The organism is Crenobacter oryzisoli, from assembly GCF_030385785.1.
In the GTDB taxonomy this organism is placed as follows: domain Bacteria; phylum Pseudomonadota; class Gammaproteobacteria; order Burkholderiales; family Chromobacteriaceae; genus Crenobacter_A; species Crenobacter_A oryzisoli.
This window is the reverse complement of the sequence record NZ_JAUEDK010000028.1, coordinates 1-22821: the sequence shown is the minus strand read 5'-3', so window position 1 is coordinate 22821 and position 22821 is coordinate 1. Positions and strand designations below refer to the sequence as shown.

Here is a 22821-nt window from a genome sequence, read left to right as displayed (position 1 = left end):
GGGAGACAATCATGCACTTCGAATGGGCTTCCACCTACGGACACGTGCTGCTGCAGGGCCTGCTTATCACCATCGAGCTATTGTTGCTGTCCGGTTTCTTCGGCTTTTTGCTGGCGCTGCTGGTCGGCTTCGGCCGGCTCTCCAAGCAACCGGTGATAGCCTGGCTCAGCCTGTCGTTCACCAACCTGATCCGCGGCACGCCGCTGCTGGTGCAGATCTACGTGCTGTACTACGGCGTCGGCAGCCTGTTCGTCGGCTTCCCGGCGGTGCGCGACAGCTTCCTGTGGCCGTATCTGCGCGAGGGCTTCTGGTACGTGGTGGTGGCGCTGACGCTCAGCGTCGGCGGCTATGTCGGCGAGGTAATCAAGGGCGGCCTGCGCGGCGTGCCCAAGGGCGAGCTGGAAGCCGCCCGCGCGCTCGGCATGTCGCGGCTGTTGATGATCCGCCGCATCTGGCTGCCGCGTGCCATCCAGATCCTGCTGCCGTCGCTGGCCGGCGAGTCAGTGGGCCTGCTCAAGTCCACCGCGCTGGCGTCCACCGTGGCCGTCATGGACGTGCTCGGCGCAGCCAATCTGGTGCGGGCGCAGACTTTCCGCACCTACGAGCCGCTGCTGGTCATCGCCATCACCTACCTGGTGCTGGCCCTGCTTATCGAGCGCGTGTTCCGTCGCCTGGAACTGCGCATTCCTGTCCGAGGTGCCCTGTGAAAAAAGATCCGCGTTTCTCCAGCCTGGTAGGCCGCATCGGCGGCAAACGCACCGATGCCTGGAACATCCATAATGCGGCGCTCGACGCGCTCGATCGCGGCGAGGACGTCATCGTGCTCAGCGTCGGCGACCCCGACTTCGCCACGCCGGACTGCATTACCGAGCGCGCCGTCGAGGCGCTACGCGGTGGCGACACCCACTACAGCGAAGTTCCCGGCCGCGCCGAGCTGCGTCGGGCTATTGCCCGCATGCACAGCGAGGACAGCGGCCAGCCGGTCGGCGAGGACAATGTGATCGTGGTCGGTGGAGCGCAGAACGGCCTGTTCGCCACCGCGCTATGCCTGTGCGAGGCAGGCGATGAGGTGCTGGTACCCGAGCCGATGTACCTGACCTACGAGGCCAGCATCCGCGCCAGCGGTGCCACCCTGGTGCCGGTGCCGGTGGACGCCGAGCGCGGCTTTCACCTGGACCCGGCCGCGGTCGCCGACGCCATCACCCCGCGCACCCGCGCCATTTTCCTGGCCACCCCCGGCAACCCCACCGGCGTGGTGATGACCCGAGCGGAGCTGGAAGGCATCGCCGAAATCGCCAAGCGTCACAACCTGTGGGTGGTGTCTGACGAGGTCTACGCCGGCCTGACCTTCGAGCACCCGCATATCAGCATTGCCTCGCTGCCCGGCATGGCCGAGCGTACCGTCACCATCGGCAGCCTGTCCAAGTCGCATGCCATGCCCGGCTGGCGCATGGGCTGGGTGGTCGGCCCCGAGGACCTGATCGCGCACCTGGGTAAGTTGGCGCTGTGCATGCTGTACGGCCTGCCGGGCTTCATTCAGGAGGCCGCGCTGGTGGCCCTGGCCGAACGCGCCGACATCGTCACCCAGATGCGCGACACCTACCGGCGCCGCCGCGATGTCACCTATCAATTGCTGCAGGGCATTCCCGGCATCCGCTGCCTGCTGCCCGAGGCCGGCATGTTCATGCTGATCGACGTGCGCGCCACCGGGCTGAGCGCCAACGAGTTCGCCTGGGGGCTGTTCGAACAGGCCCGCGTGTCGGTGCTCGACGCCACCGCCTTCGGCGACAGCGCGCGCGGCTTCCTGCGCCTGGGCTTCGTGGTCGACGAGGAGCGGCTCGCCGAGGCCTGCCGCCGCATCGCCGGCTACGTTGCCAGCCTCGAGCCGCTGGCGGCCTGATCCGCCGCCTGGCAGCGGGCCGCCACCGCGGCCCGATCCGAACCTTATTCACGGAGTGGAACGCATGAAAACAGTAGGCATGTATCTGACTGAGCTGTTGGCCGCCTACGGCGTCGACACGGTGTTCGGCATCCCCGGGGTGCACACCGTCGAGCTCTACCGCGGTCTGGCAGACAGCCGCATCCGCCACGTCACTGCCCGCCACGAGCAGAGTCTGGGCTTCATGGCCGACGGCTACGCGCGGGTCAGCGGCAAGCCGGGCGTCTGCTTCGTCATCACCGGGCCGGGGCTGACCAATATCGCCACCGCCATGGGCCAGGCCTACGCCGACTCCATTCCGATGCTGGTGATCTCCGGCGTCAACGCGCTGGGCAAGCTCGGCTCCGGCAACGGCCACCTGCACGAACTGCCCGACCAGCACGGCTTCGCCCGCGAGGTCAGTGCTTTCAGCCACACCGTCACCCGGCCCAGCGAGTTGCCGCAGGTGCTGGCGCGCGCCTTCGCAGTGTTCGACGGCGCGCGGCCACGCCCGGTGCACATCGAAATCCCGCTCGACCTGATGTCAGCCAGCGCCGAGCAGCTGCCGGCCATCCCGGCCCGGCCGGTACGTATCACCGCAGGTCCGGCGGCCAGCAGTGCAATCGCCGAGGCGGCCCAGTGGCTGCAGTCTGCCGAACGCCCGTTGTTGCTACTCGGTGGCGGGGCGCTCGCGGCGTCCGACCTGGCCGCTACGTTGGCCGAACGGCTCGACGCTCCGACGGTGATGACCATCAACGCGCGCGGCCTCTTGCCGGCCGATCATCCGCTCGGCCTGTCGTTCAGCCCATCCTGCAGCGCGGTGCGCCGCCTCGTGGCCGACAGCGACGTGGTGCTGGCCATCGGCACCGAAATCGGCCAGACCGATTACGACGCCTATGTCGACGGCGGCTTCACGCTGCCGGGCCGGCTGATCCGCATCGACATCGACCCCGAACAGCTGTTCCGCAACCGCGCCGCCGATCTGGCGCTGCTCGGCGATGCCCGCGCCACTGTCGCGGCGCTGCTCGAACAGTTGGCCGAGCCGGGCAGGGTGCGTCACGGCGCAGAGCGAGCATTAGCCACCCGCATGGCCGGCGGCGACGACCTGTCCGCACTGATGCGCGACGATCTGGCCTTTCTGCACACGGTGCGCGATGCCTTGCCCGACGCCCGCTTCGTCGGCGACTCGACCCGCCAGGTCTACGCCGGCGACCTCGGCTTCGTCGCCAATGCGCCGCGCAGCTGGTTCAACGCCTCGACGGGCTTTGGTTCGCTGGGTTACGGCCTGCCGGCGGCGGTGGGGGCGGCCCTGGCGGCCGACCAACCGGTGGTGTGCCTCGCCGGCGACGGCGGCATCCAATTCACCCTGGCCGAACTCGGCACCGCGGTGGAAACCGGCGCGCGGCTGATCGTGCTGCTGCTCAACAACGGCGGCTATGGCGAGATCAAGGCGGCCATGCTCGACGCCGGCGTGCCGCCGGTGGGAGTGGACCTGCACACGCCGGACTTCGTGACGTTGGCCCGTGCCTACGGCTGGCACGCCGAGCGCTTCGAGCGTGGCAACTCGATCGCCAAGCTGGTCCGCGTGGCCGCCACCCGTAGCCAGCCCACGCTGATCGAGATCCTTGATCACGACGGCAGCACCCTGCGCGGCCACTAGCCCGTCCGCCGCCGCGTGTCCTGCGCGGCGGCAATCCTCATCCCGTGTGGAGTCCGTCCATGCGCTACACCCATGTCGTGACCCGCCGGCCGGCCGACTCGGCCGACCCTTCGCACTATCGCCATTTCGTCGCCACGCTGCTGGAGCAGGGGCTGTTCGTCGCCGCATTGCCTGCACAGGCAGGCCCGTTTGCGGCGCCGGCCGACGGCGCGGTGGTGTTGCCGGAGTTGGCCATCCTCACTCCGTCCACGCCCGCGGCAAGAAGCGGCGAGGACGGCATCGCACCGCTGTTGGCGCGCTTTCGGCCAACCTTGCAGCTGCCCGCAGGCACTCGACTCGACGGCGGCGACGTGCTGGCCGCCGGCAAGACCTTTCTGGTCGGGCTGAGCGAGCACACCAACGCGGCTGGCATCCGCGAGTTAGCCCGTCAGGTCGAGGGCTACGGGTACCGGGTGCGCGCGGTCGACACCGGTGGGCGCCGGCTGCGCCATACGGTCAGCTATTTGGGGCGCAACCGCCTGATGTTGGCCGAACACGATGCCGGCCAACCGGCGTTTCGTGACTTCGGCCAACTGGTGGTGGACGAGGTCGATGCCGGCGGCACGCTGTGGCTCAACGAGACCCTGCTCGCGCCGGCCGTGTCGCCCGGTACGCTGGCGCGGCTGCAAGAAGAGGGTTTGCCCGTCGTCACCATCGATACTCGCGCCGGTTCGACCAACCTTGGGCCAGCCAGCCTGGCGCTGTGCTTCTGATTCGTCCAAACAAAAACCCGCCGGCCACCCCGGCGGGTTTGTCTTGTTTGGACCCTGTCAGGTAGCCGGCTTGGCCACCCAGGCGTTGAAGCGCTGCTCCAGGTTTTCGACATGGTCGATCCAGAAATTCACGTCCAGCGGCATCGCCTTGCGCAGGTTCTGCGGCGCGGTCGGCAACTCGGCCTGCACCGACGCGGGCAGCAGCGCCAACGCCTTGCGGTTGGTCGGGCCGTAAGGCATCTGTTCGGAATACAGCTTCTGCTGTTCCGGGCGGCTGGCCAGCGCAATAAACTTCATCGCCTCGGCCTTGCGCGGCGAGCCCTTGGGGATGGCCCAGTAATCCAGCTCATACAGGCTCTGGTCCCACACCATCTGCAAGTTCTTACCCTCGCGGCGGGCGTTGGTAATGCGGCCGTTGTACGAGGTGCTCATCACCACGTCGCCAGCCAGCAGGTACTGCGCCGGCTGCGAGCCGGATTCCCACCACTGGATATACGGCTTGATCTGGTCGAGCTTGCGGAAGGCGCGGGTCACGCCTGCTTCGGTCGACAGCACCTTGTACACCTCGGCGGGCGGTACACCGTCGGCCATCAGCGCGATCTCCAGCGTGTATTCAGCGCCCTTGCGCATCGCGCGCTTGCCGGGGAAGCGCTTCACGTCCCAGAAGTCCTGCCAACTCTTCGGCGCAGTTTTCAGTTTGTCGGCGTTGTAGGCCAGCACAGTCGACGACACGAAGGTGCCGATGGCACAGGGCTGTACCGCGCCGGGGATGAAATCGGCCTTGTTGCCGATCTGGCTGTAGTCGAGCTTCTCGAACATCCCCTCGTCACAGCCGCGCCCTTGCAGCGACGCTTCCACCTCCACCGCATCCCAGGACACGCTGCGGGTGTCCACCATCGCCTTCACCTTGCCGACTTCGCCGTTCCACTCGGCGCCCACCACGTTCACCCCGGTCTCGCGGCGGAAGGGCTCGTAATACGCCTTGGTCTGCGCCACCTTGCTGGGCCCGCCGTAGGACACCACCACTAGGTCGCGCGCCATTGCCCCCTGCGCAGTGCCGGCCAGTGCACAGGCCATCAGCACGTATCGTCGAATCGGTGCCATTGTCTCGCTCTCCCCATATTGGTATGCGGACAGAGCCGGCGGCGTGTCGGCCCACCATCGTCGCGATGACATCGACCGGCCGCCGTCTGTCTCTCAAACCAGCTTAGGAGGCGATTTAAATAAAGCAAAAATTTTTTTAATAGAAGAAAAATACCTTAGAGCCGCTAACAAAATTTAGCGAAGCGGCTTTGGCTAGGCATGCGGCCGCAGACAGACAGTACAAGTAGTACGGCAAGGTCGCATAACAACGCCAAGGGCGGTTTGTTAGCGGTCCCTTAGTAGGTAGGCGGGGTGATCACCCACACCACGACCGTCTCCACGCTGCCCGGGTTGCGGTAGCGGTGAGGCTCCTCGCTGGAGTAGGCGAAGCTGTCGCCCTGTTCCAGGTGAAACTGCTTGTCTCCCACCCACAGCTCCAGCGAGCCGGCCAGCACCAGCCCGGCTTCCTCGCCCTGATGGCTGTAGCGCTCCTCGCTCGACGCGCCGGGCGGAATGCGGCAATGGAGCATCTCCAGCTGGCGGTTGCTCTTGGGAGTGAGCAGCTCATCGATAAAGCCGCCGTCGTAGTCGATGCGCAGCCGGTTCTTCTGCCGCACCACATAGCCCAGCTCCTCGGCCGCATGGCTGTCCGGCCCGCTGAAAAACCACTGCACCGTCACGTTCAGGCTCTTGGCCAGGCTCACCAGCGCGTTGATCGACGGCCGCGCCAGGTTGCGCTCGATCAGGCTGATGTGGCCGATCGACAGGCCGCTCTTGTCGGCCAGATTGGCCAGCGTCAGCCCCTGGCGCTTGCGCAGCAGGCGGATGCGCTCGCCCAGCTGCACGGCCGGATCATCCTCGAAGGCCGGCGGCAGCTCGGCGTCGGAGTGCTCCGGCTCGGCATGGGGCAAAGGCTTGTGTCTCATGGTCATCGTTGGGTCTCGCAATCACGCTGCAATGACGATCGCGGCACGCCGCAGAAACGCGCCGGGCCACTGTCATGAGTTTGAGCGTTCCCCCCTGTCGAATTCAATCAAAATTTTTTGCAATTTTTTTTAATTTTACTAAATTTCTGACAAGGCCCGTCGCAGCCGGCGGGCGCACGCCAGCCCACCGCCCATTTGGCCAAGCCGGCGTCCCACCGACACCACCCAGCAGGAGCGTTACATGACCACCCAGTTTCCCCGGCTGTTTTCCCCGCTTACCATCGGCAGCGTCACGCTCAAAAACCGCATCATGTCCACCGGCCACGACACCGTGCTACCGACCGAAAGCCGGGTCAACGATGCGCTGATCGCCTATCACCGGGCGCGGGCGCAGGGCGGGGTGGGGCTGGTGGTGCTGCAGGTGTCCGGCGTGCACGAATCGGCGCGCTACACCTCCCATGCGCTGATGGCCACCGACGACGACTGCATCCCCGGCTACCGCAGCTTGGCCGAAGCGCTGCATGGCGAAGGCTGCAAGGTGTTCGCTCAGCTGTTCCACCCGGGCCGCGAAATCATGGAAACCGCCGACGGCCTGCTGGCGGTGGCGTATTCCGCCTCGGTGTCGCCCAACGAGCGCTTCCACGTCATGCCGCGCGCGCTCACCGTGGCGCAGATCGCCGACATCGTCACCGGCTACGGCGCCGCGGCACGGCGAATGCAACAGGCCGGCATCGACGGCGTCGAGGTGGTGGCGAGCCACGGCTATTTGCCGTCGCAGTTTCTCAACCCGCGCGTCAACCGCCGCCAGGACGACTACGGCGGCAGCGACGAAGCGCGGCGCCGTTTCCTTTCCGAAGTGCTCGATGCCATCCGCGCCGCCACCGGCCCCGACTTCGTCATCGGCCTGCGCATCTCCGCCGGCGAGCTGGACGCCGAAGGCCTGGCCGAAGACGAGGCGCTCGCCACCGTCGCCGCGCTGGAAGACAAGCTCGACTACGTCAGCGTGATCGCCGGCAACTCCGCCAGCATCGGCGGCTCGGTGCACATTGTCCCGCCGATGACGGTGGCCAACGCCTATCTCGCCCCGGTGGCGGCGCGCTTCAAGGCGCGGTTGAACATCCCGGTGATGGTGGCCGGGCGCATCAACCAGCCGCACGAGGCCGAACAGGTCATCGCCAGCGGCCAGGCCGACGTCTGCGGCATGACCCGCGCGCTGATCTGCGACCCCGACATGCCCGCCAAGGCCGCTGCCGGCCGTCAGGACGACATCCGCGCCTGCATCGCCTGCAACCAGGCCTGCATCGGCCGCTTCCACCGCGGCCTGCCCATTTCCTGTATCCAGCACCCGCAGTCCGGGCGCGAACTGCAGTACGGCACGCCCACCCCGGCCGCGCAGCGTCGCCAGGTGCTGGTGATCGGCGGCGGCCCGGCCGGCATGAAGGCCGCGTCCATCGCCGCGCAGCGCGGTCACTCGGTGCGGCTGTACGAATCCGGCCCGCGCCTGGGCGGCCAGGCCGCGCTCGCCCAGCTCTTGCCCGGCCGCGCCGAGTTCGGCGGGCTGATCACCAATCTGCAAAGCGAGCTGCAACGCTACGGCGTCGAAGTCAGCCTCAACAGCCCGGTCGACCGCGCCCTGGTCGAGCGCCTGGCACCCGACGCCGTCATCGTTGCCACCGGCGCCCGGCCGCGTCGCCCGGATATGGAAACGTGCGGCGCTATGCAGGTGCTGGATGCTTGGCAGATCCTGCGCGACGACGCTCCTACAGGCCGCTCGGTGCTGATTGCCGACTGGCGCTGCGACTGGGTCGGCCCCGGCATCGCCATTCGCCTCGCCAGCGCCGGCTGCCGCGTCAAGCTGGCGGTCAATGGCACCAACCCCGGCCAGCTATTGCAGATGTACGTGCGCGACGATCTAGTCGCCCAGCTGCACCGGCTCGGCGTCGAAGTCATCCCCTATGCGCGGCTGTACGGCCACGACGACGACACCGTGTTCATGCAGCACACTGCCAGCGAGGAAGCCATGCTGTTCGACGGCATCGACACCCTGGTGCTGTGCCAGGGCCAGGAGCCAGACGATGGCCTGCTGGCCGACCTTGATGGCATCGATGCCGAGGTCCACGCCATCGGCGACTGCCTGGCACCGCGCACGGCGGAAGAGGCGATTTTCGAGGGGATGCGGGTGGCGTGGATGCTGTAGCGACTACCGGCGGTCATTCGTGTTAGCGGTGACCGCCAACGCTTCAATCGGCGCGCTGGACGGCAAACCGCTCGATCAGCCACTGCATAGCCGGCCCCGTGCGCGAGTCGACCCGGCGTATCAGCGCAAACGGGTAGATCAGCTGATCACGGTCGGCCAGCGTAAGGCGCACCAGCGCCCCCGACGCGATGTCCGGTTCGACGATATGCTCGGGCATCGAGCCCCAGCCGAGCCCGGCGAGAAGTAGCCGGTGCTTGGCGTCAAGGTCGCCAAGCCGCCACGTCTGCGCGGCGTAGACGCCAAAGTTGTGCCCCTCGGTCATCCGGCTGCGGTCCGACAACACCAGCTGTGTATGCTCTCGCAGCGCCGCCACCGGAATCGCGCCTTGATACTGGGCGAGCGGGTGGCTTGGCGCAGCCACCGCCTCCAAGCGAGCCGCGCCGGCAGCGACGGCCTCGATCGGGTCAGGCCAGCTCTCCCGTGGTCCAGAGAGGCCGAGCCCACTTTCCCCGTCGAGCACCAGCTTCAGCACCCCGCCGAGCGCTTCCATCTGCAGGTCTAGCGCCACCGTCGGAAACTGCGCTGCAAACGCCTGCAACACAGACACCAGCTTCACCGACGGATACATCACGTCAACCGCCAGCGATACCTCGCCTTCGAGCCCGCCAGTCAGGCCAGCGGCGCGCGCGGCCATCTCGCGAGTCAGCAGGTCTATCCGGCGGGCATCTGCCAGCATCGCGCGACCCGCCTCGGTCAGCATCGGGCGCCGCCGCCCCCGCTCGAACAGTGCACAGCCCAGCAGCGACTCAAGGTTGCCGATCGTGTAGCTGACCACCGACTGCGCGCGCCCCAGCACCTCGGCCGCCCGTGAAAAACTGCCTGCCTCCACAACGGCGACAAAGACCCGCAACTGGTCCAGCGTAGGGGATCGATCAGACATTGGTATCGAAAAAATAGATATTAACAATCGATTTTAAGCCATTGTTTGTATCGAACGACAGGCATAAAGTTTCGACATGCAGTCACCCAGCCGCCCAGATCCGCGGCTTGTGGTGCAGAAACAAGGAGAGTCCTCATGCTTGAAATCCGACATGCCAACCAACGTGGCCTGGCCAACCATGGCTGGCTCCGCTCGTATCACACTTTCTCTTTCGCGAGCTACTACGACCCCGAGCAGGTCGGCTTCTCCGATCTGCTCGTCATCAACGAGGACCGCGTGGCACCAGGCCAAGGCTTCGGCACGCACCCGCACCGCGATATGGAAATCTTCTCCTACGTGCTCGACGGTGCACTGGAGCATAAGGACACCATGGGCACCGGCTCGGTCATCCGCCCCGGCGACATCCAGCTGATGAGCGCAGGCACCGGCGTGGCGCACAGCGAGTACAACCACTCGAACACAGAGCTTGTCCACTTCCTGCAAATCTGGATTGGCCCCGCCTCGCGCGGTACGAAGCCCTGTTACCAGCAGCAGCATTTCGCTGAAGCAGAAAAGCGCGGCAAGCTCCGCCTCATCCTGTCCCCGGACGGCGCGCAAGGCTCGCTGACGATCCAGCAGGATGCACGGGTGTACGCAGGCTTGTTCAACGGCGACGAAACGGCGCAGTTTGCACTGGCCCCGAACCGTTACGCCTACATCCACGTCGCACGCGGCAGCGTCACGGTGAATGGCACACGCTTGTCTGAAGGCGACGGCGCCCGGGTACGCGACGAGGAGGCGCTGACGTTTGCCGACGGGCAGGGCGCCGAGGTACTCGTGTTCGACCTGCGCGGCCCCGACGGCGCCGCAGCCTGACTGTACTGAGCCCCGATCACGCCAAGTACTGTGTGATTCGCGGCCTGGCATGAAGGGGACTGGGTGCTCTTGCAGGAGCGGCCAGTCCCCGTGGCCAGCTGCCGCCAGCCCGCATTTGTCGGAATGTACGTGACGCCGCCCGTCCAAACCTCGTTGAGGCGGCTCGGCACAAACACCTGGCCCAGCACATTCTCAATGACCGACAGCGGCGCCGAGTTGGTCGTTGCCTTCAATTTGCGCGTCTGCGGCACCGGATGCCCATTTGGCACGTGCCGCCCGAATCGCCACTTTCAGCCGCTCATTCTCCTGCGCCCGTGCTGATGGCTCACGCCCACGCCAATCATAGAAACCCGAACGCGACACGCTCAATCCGTTACCCATCACCGCCACTGGGAACATCATTCGATGCTCCTCTATCCACGCGAACCGGAAGGCTAGATTAGCCTGAACTACCCTAACTTCAATATCAGTGGCATCAAGCTAGAATTGAACTAGGATAATTTGGCATGGGGGCGGATCGCTCATTGCTTTTTCGGCCTTGCACTCTGATCCATGCCTCGATCCCAGCCGGCCCTCCTGCGACACAACATGGCAAGGATGGGGAGCGAGCAATGACCAGAAAGTACGAGCCGGACGAAGAACTCGAACGACACATCGCGTCGCGCCTGCTTGATGTCCTGATCCGCGCCGGTCTCGTTCTCGCGTTGGTGATGCTCTGTTATCGAGTATTCTCGCCCTTCCTCACTTTGATGGTGTGGGCGGTGATTCTCGCCGTGACGCTTTACCCCTTGCAGCAGAAGATGGCGCGCAAGATGGGGGGCAAACAGGGGTGGGCGGCGACGTTGCTAGTTCTGCTCAGCCTCCTGCTGCTATTCGGTCCAACAGTGTTGCTGTTGAGTTCGCTCGGCGATTCCGTGCAAGAAACGGTGACGGCCGTGCAGACGCTTTCGGTAAAGATTCCTGTTCCGAACCCCAGCATTGCCGCGTGGCCAATAATCGGCAAAAAAATCTATGCGGCCTGGGTGCTCGCCTACAATGATCTGCCCGCCTTCGTGAAGTCGATGCAACCGAAGGTCGTTGACCTCACCAAGGTCCTGCTTGGGGTCGTCGCGGGCATCGGCGGTGGGCTCCTGCAACTGCTTGCCTCCTTCATTATCGCTGGCATCATCATGGCTTTCGGGCAAGCAGGGGCGAAAAGCAGTCTCGCCATCTTCCGACGCATTGTTGGCGCCGAACGAGGCGACGAATTCGCGAAGCTTTCCACTTCCACCATTCGCGCCGTAGCGCAGGGCGTCATTGGCATTGCGTTCATCCAGGCGATCATCGTCGGTCTTTGCCTGATCATCGCGAGCGTACCTTGGCCCGGCGTCCTCACGGTGATCGTACTGGTACTCGGCATCGCCCAAGTACCGGCGCTGATCGTCACACTGCCGGCGATTATCTACATTTGGTCGAGCCACGGCGATTACAGCAATGTCGAGGCAATCGGATACACGGTTCTGCTGCTCGTCGCCGGCATGGCCGACAATGTGCTCAAACCACTGATGCTGGGCCGCGGCGTCGAGGCACCGATGCCGGTGATCCTGCTCGGTGCCCTCGGTGGCATGGCGACTGCCGGCATCCTCGGCATGTTCATCGGTGCGGTGCTGCTGGTGCTCGGCTACCGCATCTTCATGGGCTGGGTGGCCGCCAATCCTCATTCTGAAGCGGCCTCGGCAGAGGATCATGCGGAGACCTGAGCCTGAGCCTGAGCCTGAGTCGGTCATGTCATGCCGAAGTATGGCGGCCACTGCGAAAGCGCTGGTCGCCTCGTTATGGCTTAGCGGCTGTACCCTCGTCGGGCCCAATTTTGCCAGCCCCGATGTGCCTTGGCTCAAGCACTGGAATGGCGGGTCGCTTCAGACGGTGGCGTCTGCGACGTCTGGCGCGCAAAGGCCGCGGGCGGAAACTGATGCCTGGTGGCACAACTTCAACGATCCGATACTCGATCAGCTCGTGGCCGAGGCACAACGCCAGAATCCGGACGTCCGCACTGCCGGATTGCATATCATGGAGGCACGCGCCCAACTGGGCATCGCGAACAGCGGGCTATACCCGCAGGTGCAACAGATCAGCGGGCAAGTGACACGTATTGGTCACAATCCGTCGTCAGGCCCCAACTCGGTATTCACATCCTACGGCGCCGATCTCAATATCGCCTGGGAACTGGATTTCTGGGGAAAATTCCGGCGCGGCATCGAATCAGCTAATGCGGCCTACCTCGCGAGCATTGCCCAGTACGACGACGTGCAGGTGCTGGTGGCGGCGCAGACGGCGAATCTCTACGCCTCGATTCGGATAATCGAGCAGCGGTTGCGTATCGCTCGCGATAACGCGGCGCTGCAGAAGCGAAGCCTGGAAATCACCGAGCATCTGTTCAAGAGTGGCAACGAATCCGAACTCGACGTGCAACAGGCTCGTACGCTCTACCTATCCACCATCGCCACGATTCCGCAACTCGAAGGCAGTCTGCGACAGGCGCAGAATGCGCTGAGCGTCCTGCTTGCACGCCCACCCGGCCCGCTGCCTCAGATGGAGGCGGGCAAGGAAACCATTCCGCTTGCAACACTCGATGTCGTCGTCGACATACCGGCCGAGATGCTTCGTCGACGCCCCGATGTAAGAGCCGCCGAGGCACAGTTGGCCGCGCAGTCGGCGTTGATCGGCGTATCCGAGGCAGCGCTTTATCCATCGATCTCACTTGCCGGCGCGGTGGGGTTGTCGGGCACCTCGCTGCCCGGCGCGTCCCACGCTTTCAACTGGGCCATCGGGTCGGCGCTAGTGTGGAATGTCTTCGACTACGGGCGTTTGACGAACCAGGTGCTAGTCGAGGACGCGCGGTTCCAGCAGCTCTATGAGCTTTATCAGGGAACCGTGCTCAATGCAGCGAGGGAAGTTGATGATGCCGCAATCATCTTCGCCACGAGCCGCGCGCAGATCGACGTGCTGCGCGACGCGGTCAAGGCGGCGCGGCGTTCACTCGATATCGCGACCATTCAGTACCGTGAGGGGCTGATTGATTTCGAGCGTGTGCTCGATTCACAGCGCACCTTGTTCAGTCAGCAGGACAACTTCGTCACCACCCAAGGCGAAGTGGCACAGAGTCTGATCTCGCTCTACAAGGCTATGGGCGGTGGATGGCAGGTGGCGCGTGGGCAACCGGTAGTGGATGAGGCCACGCGCAAGGTCATGAACGACCGTAGCCAGTGGAAGGGCCTGCTCGAAGCGCCTTTACCGCCAATCAACGCCGACAAATCCCCAATAAACAATACGAAAACGCCATGAGTCAGCCCAACTCCGAGAACAACTCCCCACCCGCAGCGGACGCTAACGTCGGAAAAGGCACCCGCAGAAGCGCCATCGTCATCGCTGTACTGATTTTGGGTAGCCTGTTGCTCTATTTCATTGGCGACCGTATCACGCCGTACACTTCGCAGGCGCGGGTGCAGGCCTTCGTCGTGCCCGTGGCAGCCGAAGTAGCGGGCAAGGTGAAGCGGGTGTATGTGCGCGACAACGACGAAGTGCAACCAAGGCAGCCACTGTTCGAAATCGATCCGCTGCAGTACAAGATCGCCCTGCAGAAAGCGCGAGCCGATTTTGCCTCGGTACGCCAGTCCGTCAATGCCTCCAACGCAAACATCGATGTGGCACGCGCGTCGCTGGCCGTGGCGAAAGCCGATGCCAAGATGGCGGCTACCGATGCCAGCCGGCAGGAGAGTCTGTACAAAGAGGATCCAGGCGCGATCTCCGTGCGTAGGCTGGAAATCGCCCAGACCACACGTGAAGAGGCGCGTAGCAAAGTTCGTCGTGCCGAGGCCGATCTTCGCAAGGCGATTGAATCGGCCGGCGAGGCGGGCGATGCCAACGCCCAGTTGCAGAGCGCTCGCGCGGCGGTCGAAAAAGCCGAGCTGGATTTGGCGCGCACGCGTGTGCTCGCCCCCGCGCGCGGCCGAGTTACCGACCTACAAACAGATGTTGGCCACTTTGCCCAGCCTGGCGCACCGGTGATGACACTGATCTCCATGCACGACCTTTGGGTCAGCGCCGACATGACCGAGAACAACTTGGGCAACGTCGATGTGGGCAACGAAGCCGCAATCGTGCTGGATGTCATGCCCGGCAAGGTGCTGAAAGGTCGGGTGCGCAGCATCGGCGGTGGCGTTAGTAGCGGCCAGGAGTCACCCCCCGGCATGCTGCCCACGGTGCAAAACAACCGCGACTGGCTGCGCCGTGCGCAGCGTATACCAGTGGCTGTCGAGATTGACGCCAGCGAGCGCTCGCACCTGAAGGGCCTGCGTGTCGGTGGTCAGGCCGAGGTGCTGATCTATACCGGCGACAATGCCGTGATGAATTTCCTGGGGGCCCTCTACATCCGCATCATGAGCTGGCTGTCATACCTTTACTGAGATGCGATCATGGAGCGCATAGCCATCCACCCTCGAGATCGGGCAGCACTTCGGCTCTCGCTCGGCGTCGGGCTTGCGGTATTCGTCGCCTACGGCCTGGCTCTACCGATTCCATTCGTCGTCTGCGTCATGGCTGTGCTGATGCTGTGCAAGCCGGGGCCACCACTACCGCTTGCCAAAGGGCTGTTCATCGCAGGCATATTCGGCGTATTGGTATTGATAGGCGGGCTGATGGTGCCACTGCTCGAAAACTACGCACTCGCGGGCATCTTGCTAACTGCTGCAATCCTGTTCACGCTGTTTTTCACCGGGTTGACGAGCGGCAATCCGCTGACCATGGTACTCGTATTGTCCTTTGCCCTGATTCCGGTCGCGGGGGTCGCCGAGCAGTCATTGGTACTGGCGCTGGCCGGTACGCTGGCCATTGGCGTTGGAGTCGGAACACTGGTTAGCGCCATCTCTAACATCCTGTTTCCAGATCCATCGGGGGCTGCTGGCAAGGCGAAAGTAAGCGGTCCGCCGCCCGCAGTTGCGCGCTGGATAGCCCTGCGCGCAACACTCATTGTCATGCCGGTATTCGTGTTGGCGCTCACCAATCCATCGTTCTATCTCGCTGCAATCATGAAGACCGTCGCACTTGGCCAGCAGGCGGGTGATACCGATGCCCGCTCGGCTGGACGCGAACTCGTTGGCTCGACATTGGCTGGCGCCGGAATGGCAGCCCTTGCTTGGGCCGGGCTTTCGCTCTGGCCGAGCTTATGGATGCTGGCGCTATGGCTGATGGCGGTGGCGCTTTGGTCGGGTTCGGGGCTGTTCGGCACGCGGCACACCGCCTATCGGCCATCGTTCTGGAGCAACGCTCTGTTCACGACGTTGATTTTACTCGGCCCGGCCATTGAAGACAGTGCAAACGGCAAAAGCGTGCTGCAAGGGGCATTGATGCGCACCAGCCTCTTCATCGGCGTAGCCCTCTATGCTTGGGCCGCAGTATGGGTGCTCGAACGCTGGAGAGGCCGTGACCTGGAGTGTAAATTCGATCTGATGGGGGGAGAGCAATGACACTGCCGAATTTTCTCGGCGGCCTGCCAATGATGCTACTGTGAGTAATTGGCAAACCGTACTCGACAACGATTTTAGAGCATTGCCATTTATTTTCGACCGAACCGGACATGTCGGCCTACATCCCGCCGACCCGGCCCATCGGCCGCTTGAACGGGCAGACCCAGGCGCAGCCCCTCGATAAGTTGACAGCACATCGCGAGCAGGGCACAACTTAGTCCTTGTGCCATCCTCCTTCCTCCTGGCTCGAAACAGACAACCTCAACATGAATCCCGTTATCCAGCTTCTCAAATCCCACCGCTCCATCCGCAAGTTCACCGACCAACCGATCAGCGATGAGTTGATCAACGAAATCGTAGCTTGCGGCCAAGCCGCGGCGACTTCCAGCAACATCCAGGCCACGACCGTGATCCGGGTGCGCGATCCAGAGCAACGCGAAAAAATCGCCACGCTCGCCGGTGGGCAGGCCTACGTGGCCAGCGCCGGGGCTTTTCTGGTGTATTGCGCGGATCTGCATCGCCCGCAGTTGGCATGTGAAATTCAGGGTGGGCAGTTCAGCGAAGGCATGACAGAGCACTTCATCATCGCGACGGTGGATGCGGCATTGGCCGCACAAAACAGTGTGATTGCTGCCGAATCGTTGGGACTGGGTATCTGCTACATCGGTGGCATCCGCAATCACCCGCAAGAAATTTCAGAGCTGCTCGGTTTGCCTAAGCACGTGTACCCGATCTTTGGACTGTGCCTTGGCTACCCGGCCCAGGACCCAGAGATCAAACCGCGTCTGCCGTTGTCGGTAGTGCTGAAGGAAGAACGCTACCAGAGCCAGGACGACCTGGAGGGGATCACGGCTTACGACGAGCAGATGCGCGCTTACTACCGAAGCCGCACTGGCGGAACCAAGGACAGTTGCTGGAGCGTGGAAATGAAAGCGCTAGTGGGTAAAGAGTCTCGCCCACACATGCGCGGCTTCCTGGCCCAGCGAGGTTTTTCGATGAAATAGCCATCCCCTGATGGGGGCCGCAGACAGTACAGCTAGTACGACAAGGCCGCATAACAACGCCAAGAGGGGGTGTTAGCGGCTCTTAGTGCCAAAGCCCCCTGCATTAGAGGGGGGCTTTGGCAATTATTGTCAGTTACATTGGCACTCATGATTCGTTGACCAGCTTGCCCAGGACGTTTCGCTGCGCATATATCCTATTTACAATCAATTGCTTGTATTTAGGCTTGGGTGAAGAATGTCTTTCTTCGGTCCATCGGCGTTGGCTGACTTGTAACCGTTCAGGTGTGTGGATTTAGCGCGGCTAACAAAACTCTTTTGCCATTGTTTTGGCATCTTTCCGTAATCCGGCAGTGCTCCTCGCCAAGCCCCCGCGCTGAGTTTTGTTAACGGCTCTTAAGTCAGTCATCTTCCAGATATCCTCTTGCACCTGCGCCATCTGCTTGTCGAATTCCGGCACATTGCGTGCTGCCGGCGTTACTTGGGTGCCTGACTACCGCAGGGCGAAAGCGGCCATAGAAGAGAACACGCAGCTGCCAAGATGGTGCTTTTCACTTCGCACCTTCTTTCTGTATTCAATCTCCAACTTGTCGCAGTGGTCGATACGTCAGGTCCACTTACTTGCGGACAAGCTTTTCAGGTCCTCGATCCGCCATTGCATGCACATGGGTCTCAACGCGAAAATTGGAAATATTTGCTGCGCTTGAAAAAAATCCAATTTTGTCAATAAGTCGACCAAGGACTTGCCGCTCAGCAAGCATTCGTTTGTTTGCAGGTAAAAATTTTGCGCTTGATTTTATTTACCAATAAAATCAAGCGATTATAAAAACAACAATCAGCCGACTCAATAAACGGATTGTGGCTTGGGCGGGATTTATTTTAAGCTGCATAGAGATTTTTCAAGCGCTTACTGCATTGCATTAGGTCAGCGGTATTCATGCAGTGTTCGGCACTACTTGCGTACGGTGGTCTGGATTGCCTCAACGGTACAGATACATAAGAAAACCTTACCTGGATGACTGAATGAAGGTAGTCGGACTGCGCTGGATATTCATGGCCGTTCTCATGCCGTGCCTGATCGGCCTGGTGCTGTTCTTTGCCACCATCTATCAGTCCGAGAGCGGTCAGCTCGAACGGACTACCCAGCAACTGGCACGTACCGTTTCTGCTCAGGTAGACGCCGAGTTGCTTGGCGCCCAGCATGCGCTGCAAGGGTTGGCTGCCACATCGCACGAACTCGACCGCATGGACATCCAGACCTTCCGCCAACATGCGCTGCAATTCATGGCGGCAAGCGGTTATGGCGACGCTATCGCACTGGTGGATGCCTCCGGCCAACAGTTGATGAATACCAAGCTGCCCTATGGCAGCCCATTGCCTAAGACCAGCAATCTTGCCGACACCGCCTTGATGTTTGCGCAGGGTAAGCCTTATGTGTCCAACCTGTTTGCCGGCGCCGTCTCAAAACAGCCTTTATTGGCCATCGCCGCGCCGGTGATTCGTGCAGGTAAGGAGCGCTACAAACTGATAATGGGGGTGAGTGCTGGCACACTGGCACAGCTCGCCAAGGCACAGTCGTTGCCGCCAGGCTGGGGACTGGTGATCTATGACCGCCAGGGAACCATTGCAGTCCGTATCCACTCACCGCAGAAATTTGTTGGCCAGAAAGTCATTCCGGTCCTACTGGAAAAACTAAATGGACCAATCGAAGGCCTGATGAAAGGCCAGAACCTTGATAAAGTGGCCGTGGTTGGGGCCTACCACCGTTCACCGCAAACTGGTTATTCGGTGGCCATTGGTGCACCGGAATCGGTACTGCTTGTTACTCTGTACAAGAGACTGTTCTTCCCCGCGCTGGTGCTGCTGTCGATCAGTCTGGCCAGCGGCCTACTGATGCGCCGCTTCACTGGCCAGATGCGGGCCTCGTTGCGCTCCCTTTCCCAAGCCATCGATGCGGCATCCCAGCGCCAGTCCGATCATGATGTGCCTGCCAATGGCCCAGCCGAATTCGTACAGCTCGCCGCCCAGTTCAATCGTCTGCAGGACATGCAGCGAGAGGCGGAGCTGACCTTGCACGAAGTGGAGCGTTTTGCGGGTATCGGACGCTGGGAATGGGATATCACCGCCGATACTCATGTGTGGTCTGCCGAAATCTATCGCCTCTACGGACGTGATCCCGCCCTGCCACCGGCCGTGTATCCAGAAGTGCAGGCCTATTTCACAGCGGAAAGCTGGGCGCAGCTGACGAAAGAAGTCGTGCAGTGCCTCACCACCGGCGAGCCTTATCAGTGCGATGCGCAGCTAGTGCACAGCGACGGCACGCAGCGTTGGGTGTTCATTACCGGCAGTGCGCAACGCGACCCACAGGGGAAAGTGTTCAAGCTGCAAGGGCTGGTGCAGGACATTACCAGCCGCAAGCAGACCGAATTGGCACTGGAGCGGGTTAACCGCGCGCTCAAGCTGGTCAGCGAATGCAACAGCGAGCTGGTGCATTCGGCCGATGAAGCCACGCTGTTGTCATCGATCTGCAACCAGATCGTGGAAACGGGCGGCTACTTGATGGCCTGGATCGGCTTTGCACATTCCGACGAAGCCAAATCCATCTTGCCAGTGGCAAAGTCCGACTCGGAGCAGGGCTACCTCGACAGTATTCATATCTCGTGGGGGGATAACGCAGAGGGGCAGGGGCCGACGGGTATGGCTTACCGCTTACAGACCACCCAGGTTAACCAGAACTGCCTGACCAACCCCCTGATGTCGCCTTGGAGCGAAGCGGCCCTCAATCGCGGCTATCAGGCCAGTATCTCCTTGCCGCTACTGGCGGGGGAGAACATGCAGGGCGTGCTGACCATCTACGCCCGGGAGCCGGACGCCTTCCAGCACGACGAAGTGGCACTGCTGGAACAGCTCGCCAACGATCTGGCCTATGGCATCGCCGCCTTGCGCAACGAGGAAGCACGCAAGCAGGCCGTGGCCTTGCAACAAGTCAGTGAGGAACGTTATCGCACTGTGCTGGACAACGCCGCCGATGCCGTGGTGATCGCCACGCGCGAAGGCCGTTTCATCTACGCCAACCATCAGTCGCTCAGCCTGCTGGGTTACCCCCTGGACGAGCTGCTGGGCATGACGCTTGCCGAGATCACGCCGGCGGCAGAGGCCTCAAAGGTGCTCGGGATGCTGGACGAGTTGACCAGCAGCCGCCAAGCACGGGGGGAAATGGACCTCAAGAGCCATGGGGGAAAGACGATCCCGGTGGAAGTCCATGCCGTGGCGCTGCCGGACGGTAACGTCTACGCAGCCTGTCGCGACATCACCGAGCGCAAGCAATTCGAGGCCGACCTGGAATACGCCGCCACCCACGACAAGCTGACCGGCCTCGCCAACCGCCACCTGCTGCATGACCGCATCGCCCAGGCAATCGCCTTGGCACGGCGCGAGCACCAATCGGTCGCCCTGATGCTGCTGGACCTGGATCGTTTCAAAACCATCAACGACACCCTGACGCACAATACCGGTGATTTGCTACTGCAGGAGGTCGCACAACGCCTGCAGCAACAGGTGCGCGAGGGGGATACCGTAGCGCGCCTGGGCGGCGACGAGTTCATGGTGGTGATGAGCGATGTCGCGTCGGCCGGCGAGGTCGCCGAACTGGCAAGAACACTGATGCAACACATCCAGCAGCCCTTGCTCGCCGCCGGTCACCACATTGTGGTGACCGCCAGTGCCGGCATTTCCCTCTATCCGCGCGATGGCGATTCGGTGCATGAGCTCATCAGGAACGCCGACGTGGCGATGTACCGGGCCAAGGAACTAGGCCGCGACGAATTCCAGTTCTACGCCCCGGAAATGAACGAGCGCATGCTGGAGCGTCTGCAGCTGGAAAGCAGCCTGCGCCGAGCGCTGCAGATGAACGAGTTGGAGCTGTATTACCAGCCCAAGGTCAGCCTCGCCGATGGCCGTATTGTCGGCGCAGAGGCACTGATTCGCTGGCAGCGTCCCGGTCATGGCATGGTGTCGCCGGGGCAGTTCATTCCGCTGGCCGAGGAAACCGGCCTGATCCTGCCCATGGGCGCCTGGGCGATCCGTGCAGCCTGCGCGCAGCTCAAGCACTGGCAGGCGCAAGGGCTGCCGGAGGTACCGGTCGCCATCAACCTGTCGGCGCGGCAATTCCAACAAAGTGGCCTCGCCGAACTGGTGCAACAGGAAATCAGCAGGCATGGCCTGCACCCTGGGGTAATCGAGTTGGAAATCACCGAAAGCGCGCTGATGATCGACCCGGAGAAAGCCAAGCGTATTCTGCTGGAACTGCGCGACATGGGGGTGCGCATCGCGCTGGACGACTTTGGTACCGGCTATTCCAGCCTCAACTACCTGAAGCGCCTCCCGGTCGACACCCTGAAAATCGACCAGTCCTTCGTGCACGGTCTGAGTTCGGAACTCCACGATGTCGCCATCGCCAAGATGGTCATCGAGCTGGGACATGCGCTGGGGATGAACGTGGTGGCCGAAGGCGTGGAAACCGTAGAACAGCAGCAACAGCTACGCACACTCGGTTGTGACGAGATGCAGGGTTACCTGTTCAGCAAACCGCTGCCCGCCGAGCAATTTGGCAGACTGTTGGCCACATCGACGAAGGTCCATGACGAGCAAGTCGTAGCAGGGTAACCCTATTGGCCATGAAAACCCCATGGCCAGCTGAATCAGGTTTGTCCGTTATTTCAGTTGCGTTGTCACATCCTGGAGCCGAAGGTTAGCGCCGCGATAACGAGCAAGGTGTACTACCCGACCGCCAACCGTACGGCACGTCAGTTCCTACCAACTGCCGTAGCGAACGACCCGACTGTTTCCCCGCCAGAGGCCGAGCTGAGGAAAATGGCGGTCATGAAGGCAGTGCCGCCCAATATTCAGCGTCTGCAAAGCCGTCTCTGCGAGCAAATGTGCGTATTCCGGGGCAACCTGATCACCTGTTCCAGCTGAACCTGGACAGTCGTTCCAGCGCAAACTGGACACCCGTTCCAGGCCAACCTGGACGGCTTGCAACATTGCCGTAACAAGCTGTAGCGCGCGGGGTAACCCGTGGCACCCTCGAGCTTTTTTCCTGGGTGCCCGATGTCTAACCACAGGTTATCCATGCGCAAAATCGTCGAAATCCTTCGCCTGCATCACGCAGGTCTGTACTCGCGGCGCGCGATCGCCCGAATGATCGGCGCATCCCCCACCACGGTCAGCGACTACCTCGCCCGCGCCAAGCTCGCCGGGCTGAGCTTCCCGCTACCCGCCGGCCTGGACGAAGCCACCGTCAATGGCCTGCTATTTCCCCCGACGGCGCCGTCGAAAGTCCGCCGCACCGAACCCGACTGGCCGACGCTGCACCAGGAACTGCGCCGCAAAGGCGTGACGCTGGAGCTGCTGTGGCAGGAGTACAAGGCCGAAACACCGGACGGACTCCAGTACAGCGCGTTCTGCGACCATTACCGCCGTTGGCGCAAGACGCTGGCAGTGACGCTGCGCCAGCACCACACACCCGGTGAGAAACTGTTCGTCGACTACGCCGGGCAGACGGTCGACGTCATCGACCCGCATACCGGCGAAATTCACGCCGCGCAGATCTTCGTCGCGGTGCTCGGCGCCTCCAACTACACCTACCTCGAAGCGACCTTCACGCAGCAGCTGGAAGACTGGATCGGCAGCCATGTGCGCGCCTTCGACTATCTCGGTGGCGTCACCGCGCTGGTGGTCCCCGACAACCTGAAGAGCGGCGTGCGCCATCCGTCCCGCTACGAGCCGGACCTGAACCCGACCTACCAGGACCTGGCACAACATTACGGCTGCGCGGTGCTGCCGGCGCGGCCGTACAAGCCGCGCGACAAGGCCAAGGTCGAGGTCGGCGTCCAGGTGGTCGAGCGCTGGGTGCTGGCCCGGTTGCGTCACCAGCGCTTCTTCAGCCTGCAAGAACTCAACCTGGTTCTGCGTCAGTGCCTGGAG

The 22821-nt window shown here is 62.7% G+C and carries 17 protein-coding genes; 13 read left to right on the top strand and 4 right to left on the bottom strand.

Going from position 1 to position 22821, the window contains the following annotated elements; all coding sequences use genetic code 11:
* The first annotated feature begins 11 nt into the window (after positions 1–11).
* The 4 genes from QU481_RS15105 to QU481_RS15090 all read left to right on the top strand — a co-directional run bounded on the left by QU481_RS15105 (position 12) and on the right by QU481_RS15090 (position 4330).
* The gene (locus tag QU481_RS15105; RefSeq protein ID WP_289830887.1) at positions 12–707 is read left to right on the top strand and encodes an ABC transporter permease; all 696 of its coding nucleotides are present in this window, start codon (positions 12–14) and stop codon (positions 705–707) included.
* Positions 704–1900 carry a pyridoxal phosphate-dependent aminotransferase gene (locus tag QU481_RS15100; RefSeq protein WP_289830886.1) on the top strand — a complete coding sequence of 399 codons (1197 nt, stop codon included), beginning with the start codon at positions 704–706 and terminating at the stop codon, positions 1898–1900. Before QU481_RS15105 ends, QU481_RS15100 begins: the two co-directional genes overlap by 4 nt.
* Positions 1901–1964: 64 nt before the next feature.
* Entirely contained in the window at positions 1965–3578 is a 1614-nt protein-coding gene (locus QU481_RS15095; protein ID WP_289830884.1) for a 5-guanidino-2-oxopentanoate decarboxylase, read from the top strand.
* A 59-nt stretch (positions 3579–3637) separates the two neighbouring features.
* Positions 3638–4330, top strand: coding sequence for an amidinotransferase (locus QU481_RS15090; protein ID WP_289830882.1), 693 nt, complete (start codon positions 3638–3640; stop codon positions 4328–4330).
* 57 nt (positions 4331–4387) lie between these two features.
* Here the strand turns inward: QU481_RS15090 and QU481_RS15085 are convergent, their stop codons facing one another.
* Together QU481_RS15085 and QU481_RS15080 are read right to left on the bottom strand one after the other, a co-directional pair.
* Entirely contained in the window at positions 4388–5434 is a 1047-nt protein-coding gene (locus tag QU481_RS15085; protein WP_289830881.1) for an ABC transporter substrate-binding protein, read from the bottom strand.
* Positions 5435–5709: 275 nt separating this feature from the next.
* Entirely contained in the window at positions 5710–6339 is a 630-nt protein-coding gene (locus QU481_RS15080) for a cupin domain-containing protein (protein ID WP_289830880.1), read from the bottom strand.
* A gap of 241 nt (positions 6340–6580) precedes the next feature.
* On the opposite strand from QU481_RS15080, the gene QU481_RS15075 reads away from it, so the two are divergent.
* The gene (locus tag QU481_RS15075) at positions 6581–8536 is read left to right on the top strand and encodes an oxidoreductase (protein WP_289830878.1); all 1956 of its coding nucleotides are present in this window, start codon (positions 6581–6583) and stop codon (positions 8534–8536) included.
* A 43-nt stretch (positions 8537–8579) separates the two neighbouring features.
* On the opposite strand, the gene QU481_RS15070 is transcribed toward QU481_RS15075, so the two are convergent.
* Entirely contained in the window at positions 8580–9476 is an 897-nt protein-coding gene (locus QU481_RS15070; RefSeq protein WP_289830876.1) for a LysR family transcriptional regulator, read from the bottom strand.
* Positions 9477–9611: 135 nt separating this feature from the next.
* Here QU481_RS15070 and QU481_RS15065 point away from each other — a divergent pair, with 135 nt between their 5' ends.
* Complete coding sequence (locus QU481_RS15065) at positions 9612–10331, top strand: pirin family protein (RefSeq protein WP_289830875.1); 720 nt, start codon at positions 9612–9614, stop codon at positions 10329–10331.
* A gap of 192 nt (positions 10332–10523) precedes the next feature.
* Here the strand turns inward: QU481_RS15065 and QU481_RS15060 are convergent, their stop codons facing one another.
* Complete coding sequence (locus QU481_RS15060) at positions 10524–10733, bottom strand: hypothetical protein (protein ID WP_289830874.1); 210 nt, start codon at positions 10731–10733, stop codon at positions 10524–10526.
* 209 nt (positions 10734–10942) lie between these two features.
* On the opposite strand from QU481_RS15060, the gene QU481_RS15055 reads away from it, so the two are divergent.
* The 7 genes from QU481_RS15055 to istA all read left to right on the top strand — a co-directional run.
* Positions 10943–12070, top strand: a complete 1128-nt coding sequence (locus QU481_RS15055) for an AI-2E family transporter (RefSeq protein ID WP_289830871.1) — start codon at positions 10943–10945, stop codon at positions 12068–12070.
* 25 nt (positions 12071–12095) lie between these two features.
* Positions 12096–13655 (top strand): efflux transporter outer membrane subunit, encoded by a 1560-nt coding sequence (locus tag QU481_RS15050; protein ID WP_289830870.1) that lies wholly within the window; start codon positions 12096–12098, stop codon positions 13653–13655.
* Positions 13577–14776 (top strand): HlyD family secretion protein, encoded by a 1200-nt coding sequence (locus tag QU481_RS15045; protein WP_289830869.1) that lies wholly within the window; start codon positions 13577–13579, stop codon positions 14774–14776. The genes QU481_RS15050 and QU481_RS15045 overlap by 79 nt, the downstream gene beginning before the upstream one ends.
* Before the next feature lie 9 nt (positions 14777–14785).
* Positions 14786–15835, top strand: coding sequence for a DUF2955 domain-containing protein (locus tag QU481_RS15040; RefSeq protein ID WP_289830868.1), 1050 nt, complete (start codon positions 14786–14788; stop codon positions 15833–15835).
* Between the two features lie 266 nt (positions 15836–16101).
* Positions 16102–16839, top strand: coding sequence for an oxygen-insensitive NADPH nitroreductase (gene nfsA / locus QU481_RS15035; RefSeq protein WP_289830867.1), 738 nt, complete (start codon positions 16102–16104; stop codon positions 16837–16839).
* A gap of 1020 nt (positions 16840–17859) precedes the next feature.
* Complete coding sequence (locus QU481_RS15030) at positions 17860–21501, top strand: EAL domain-containing protein (protein WP_289830866.1); 3642 nt, start codon at positions 17860–17862, stop codon at positions 21499–21501.
* A gap of 444 nt (positions 21502–21945) precedes the next feature.
* The coding region (gene istA, locus QU481_RS15025) for an IS21 family transposase (protein ID WP_289830490.1) at positions 21946–22821 on the top strand (876 nt) is incomplete at its 3' end.

What these genes read in the sequence shown, in the direction of transcription:
- QU481_RS15085 (WP_289830881.1), bottom strand. Translation starts at nt 5,434, where the DNA reads ATGGCACCGATTCGACGATACGTGCTGATGGCCTGTGCACTGGCCGGC.
- QU481_RS15040 (WP_289830868.1), top strand. Translation starts at nt 14,786, where the DNA reads ATGGAGCGCATAGCCATCCACCCTCGAGATCGGGCAGCACTTCGGCTC.
- QU481_RS15055 (WP_289830871.1), top strand. Translation starts at nt 10,943, where the DNA reads ATGACCAGAAAGTACGAGCCGGACGAAGAACTCGAACGACACATCGCG.
- QU481_RS15050 (WP_289830870.1), top strand. Translation starts at nt 12,096, where the DNA reads ATGTCATGCCGAAGTATGGCGGCCACTGCGAAAGCGCTGGTCGCCTCG.
- QU481_RS15090 (WP_289830882.1), top strand. Translation starts at nt 3,638, where the DNA reads ATGCGCTACACCCATGTCGTGACCCGCCGGCCGGCCGACTCGGCCGAC.
- QU481_RS15105 (WP_289830887.1), top strand. Translation starts at nt 12, where the DNA reads ATGCACTTCGAATGGGCTTCCACCTACGGACACGTGCTGCTGCAGGGC.
- QU481_RS15070 (WP_289830876.1), bottom strand. Translation starts at nt 9,476, where the DNA reads ATGTCTGATCGATCCCCTACGCTGGACCAGTTGCGGGTCTTTGTCGCC.
- nfsA (WP_289830867.1), top strand. Translation starts at nt 16,102, where the DNA reads ATGAATCCCGTTATCCAGCTTCTCAAATCCCACCGCTCCATCCGCAAG.
- QU481_RS15075 (WP_289830878.1), top strand. Translation starts at nt 6,581, where the DNA reads ATGACCACCCAGTTTCCCCGGCTGTTTTCCCCGCTTACCATCGGCAGC.
- QU481_RS15030 (WP_289830866.1), top strand. Translation starts at nt 17,860, where the DNA reads ATGAAGGTAGTCGGACTGCGCTGGATATTCATGGCCGTTCTCATGCCG.
- QU481_RS15095 (WP_289830884.1), top strand. Translation starts at nt 1,965, where the DNA reads ATGAAAACAGTAGGCATGTATCTGACTGAGCTGTTGGCCGCCTACGGC.
- QU481_RS15080 (WP_289830880.1), bottom strand. Translation starts at nt 6,339, where the DNA reads ATGAGACACAAGCCTTTGCCCCATGCCGAGCCGGAGCACTCCGACGCC.
- QU481_RS15060 (WP_289830874.1), bottom strand. Translation starts at nt 10,733, where the DNA reads ATGATGTTCCCAGTGGCGGTGATGGGTAACGGATTGAGCGTGTCGCGT.
- QU481_RS15065 (WP_289830875.1), top strand. Translation starts at nt 9,612, where the DNA reads ATGCTTGAAATCCGACATGCCAACCAACGTGGCCTGGCCAACCATGGC.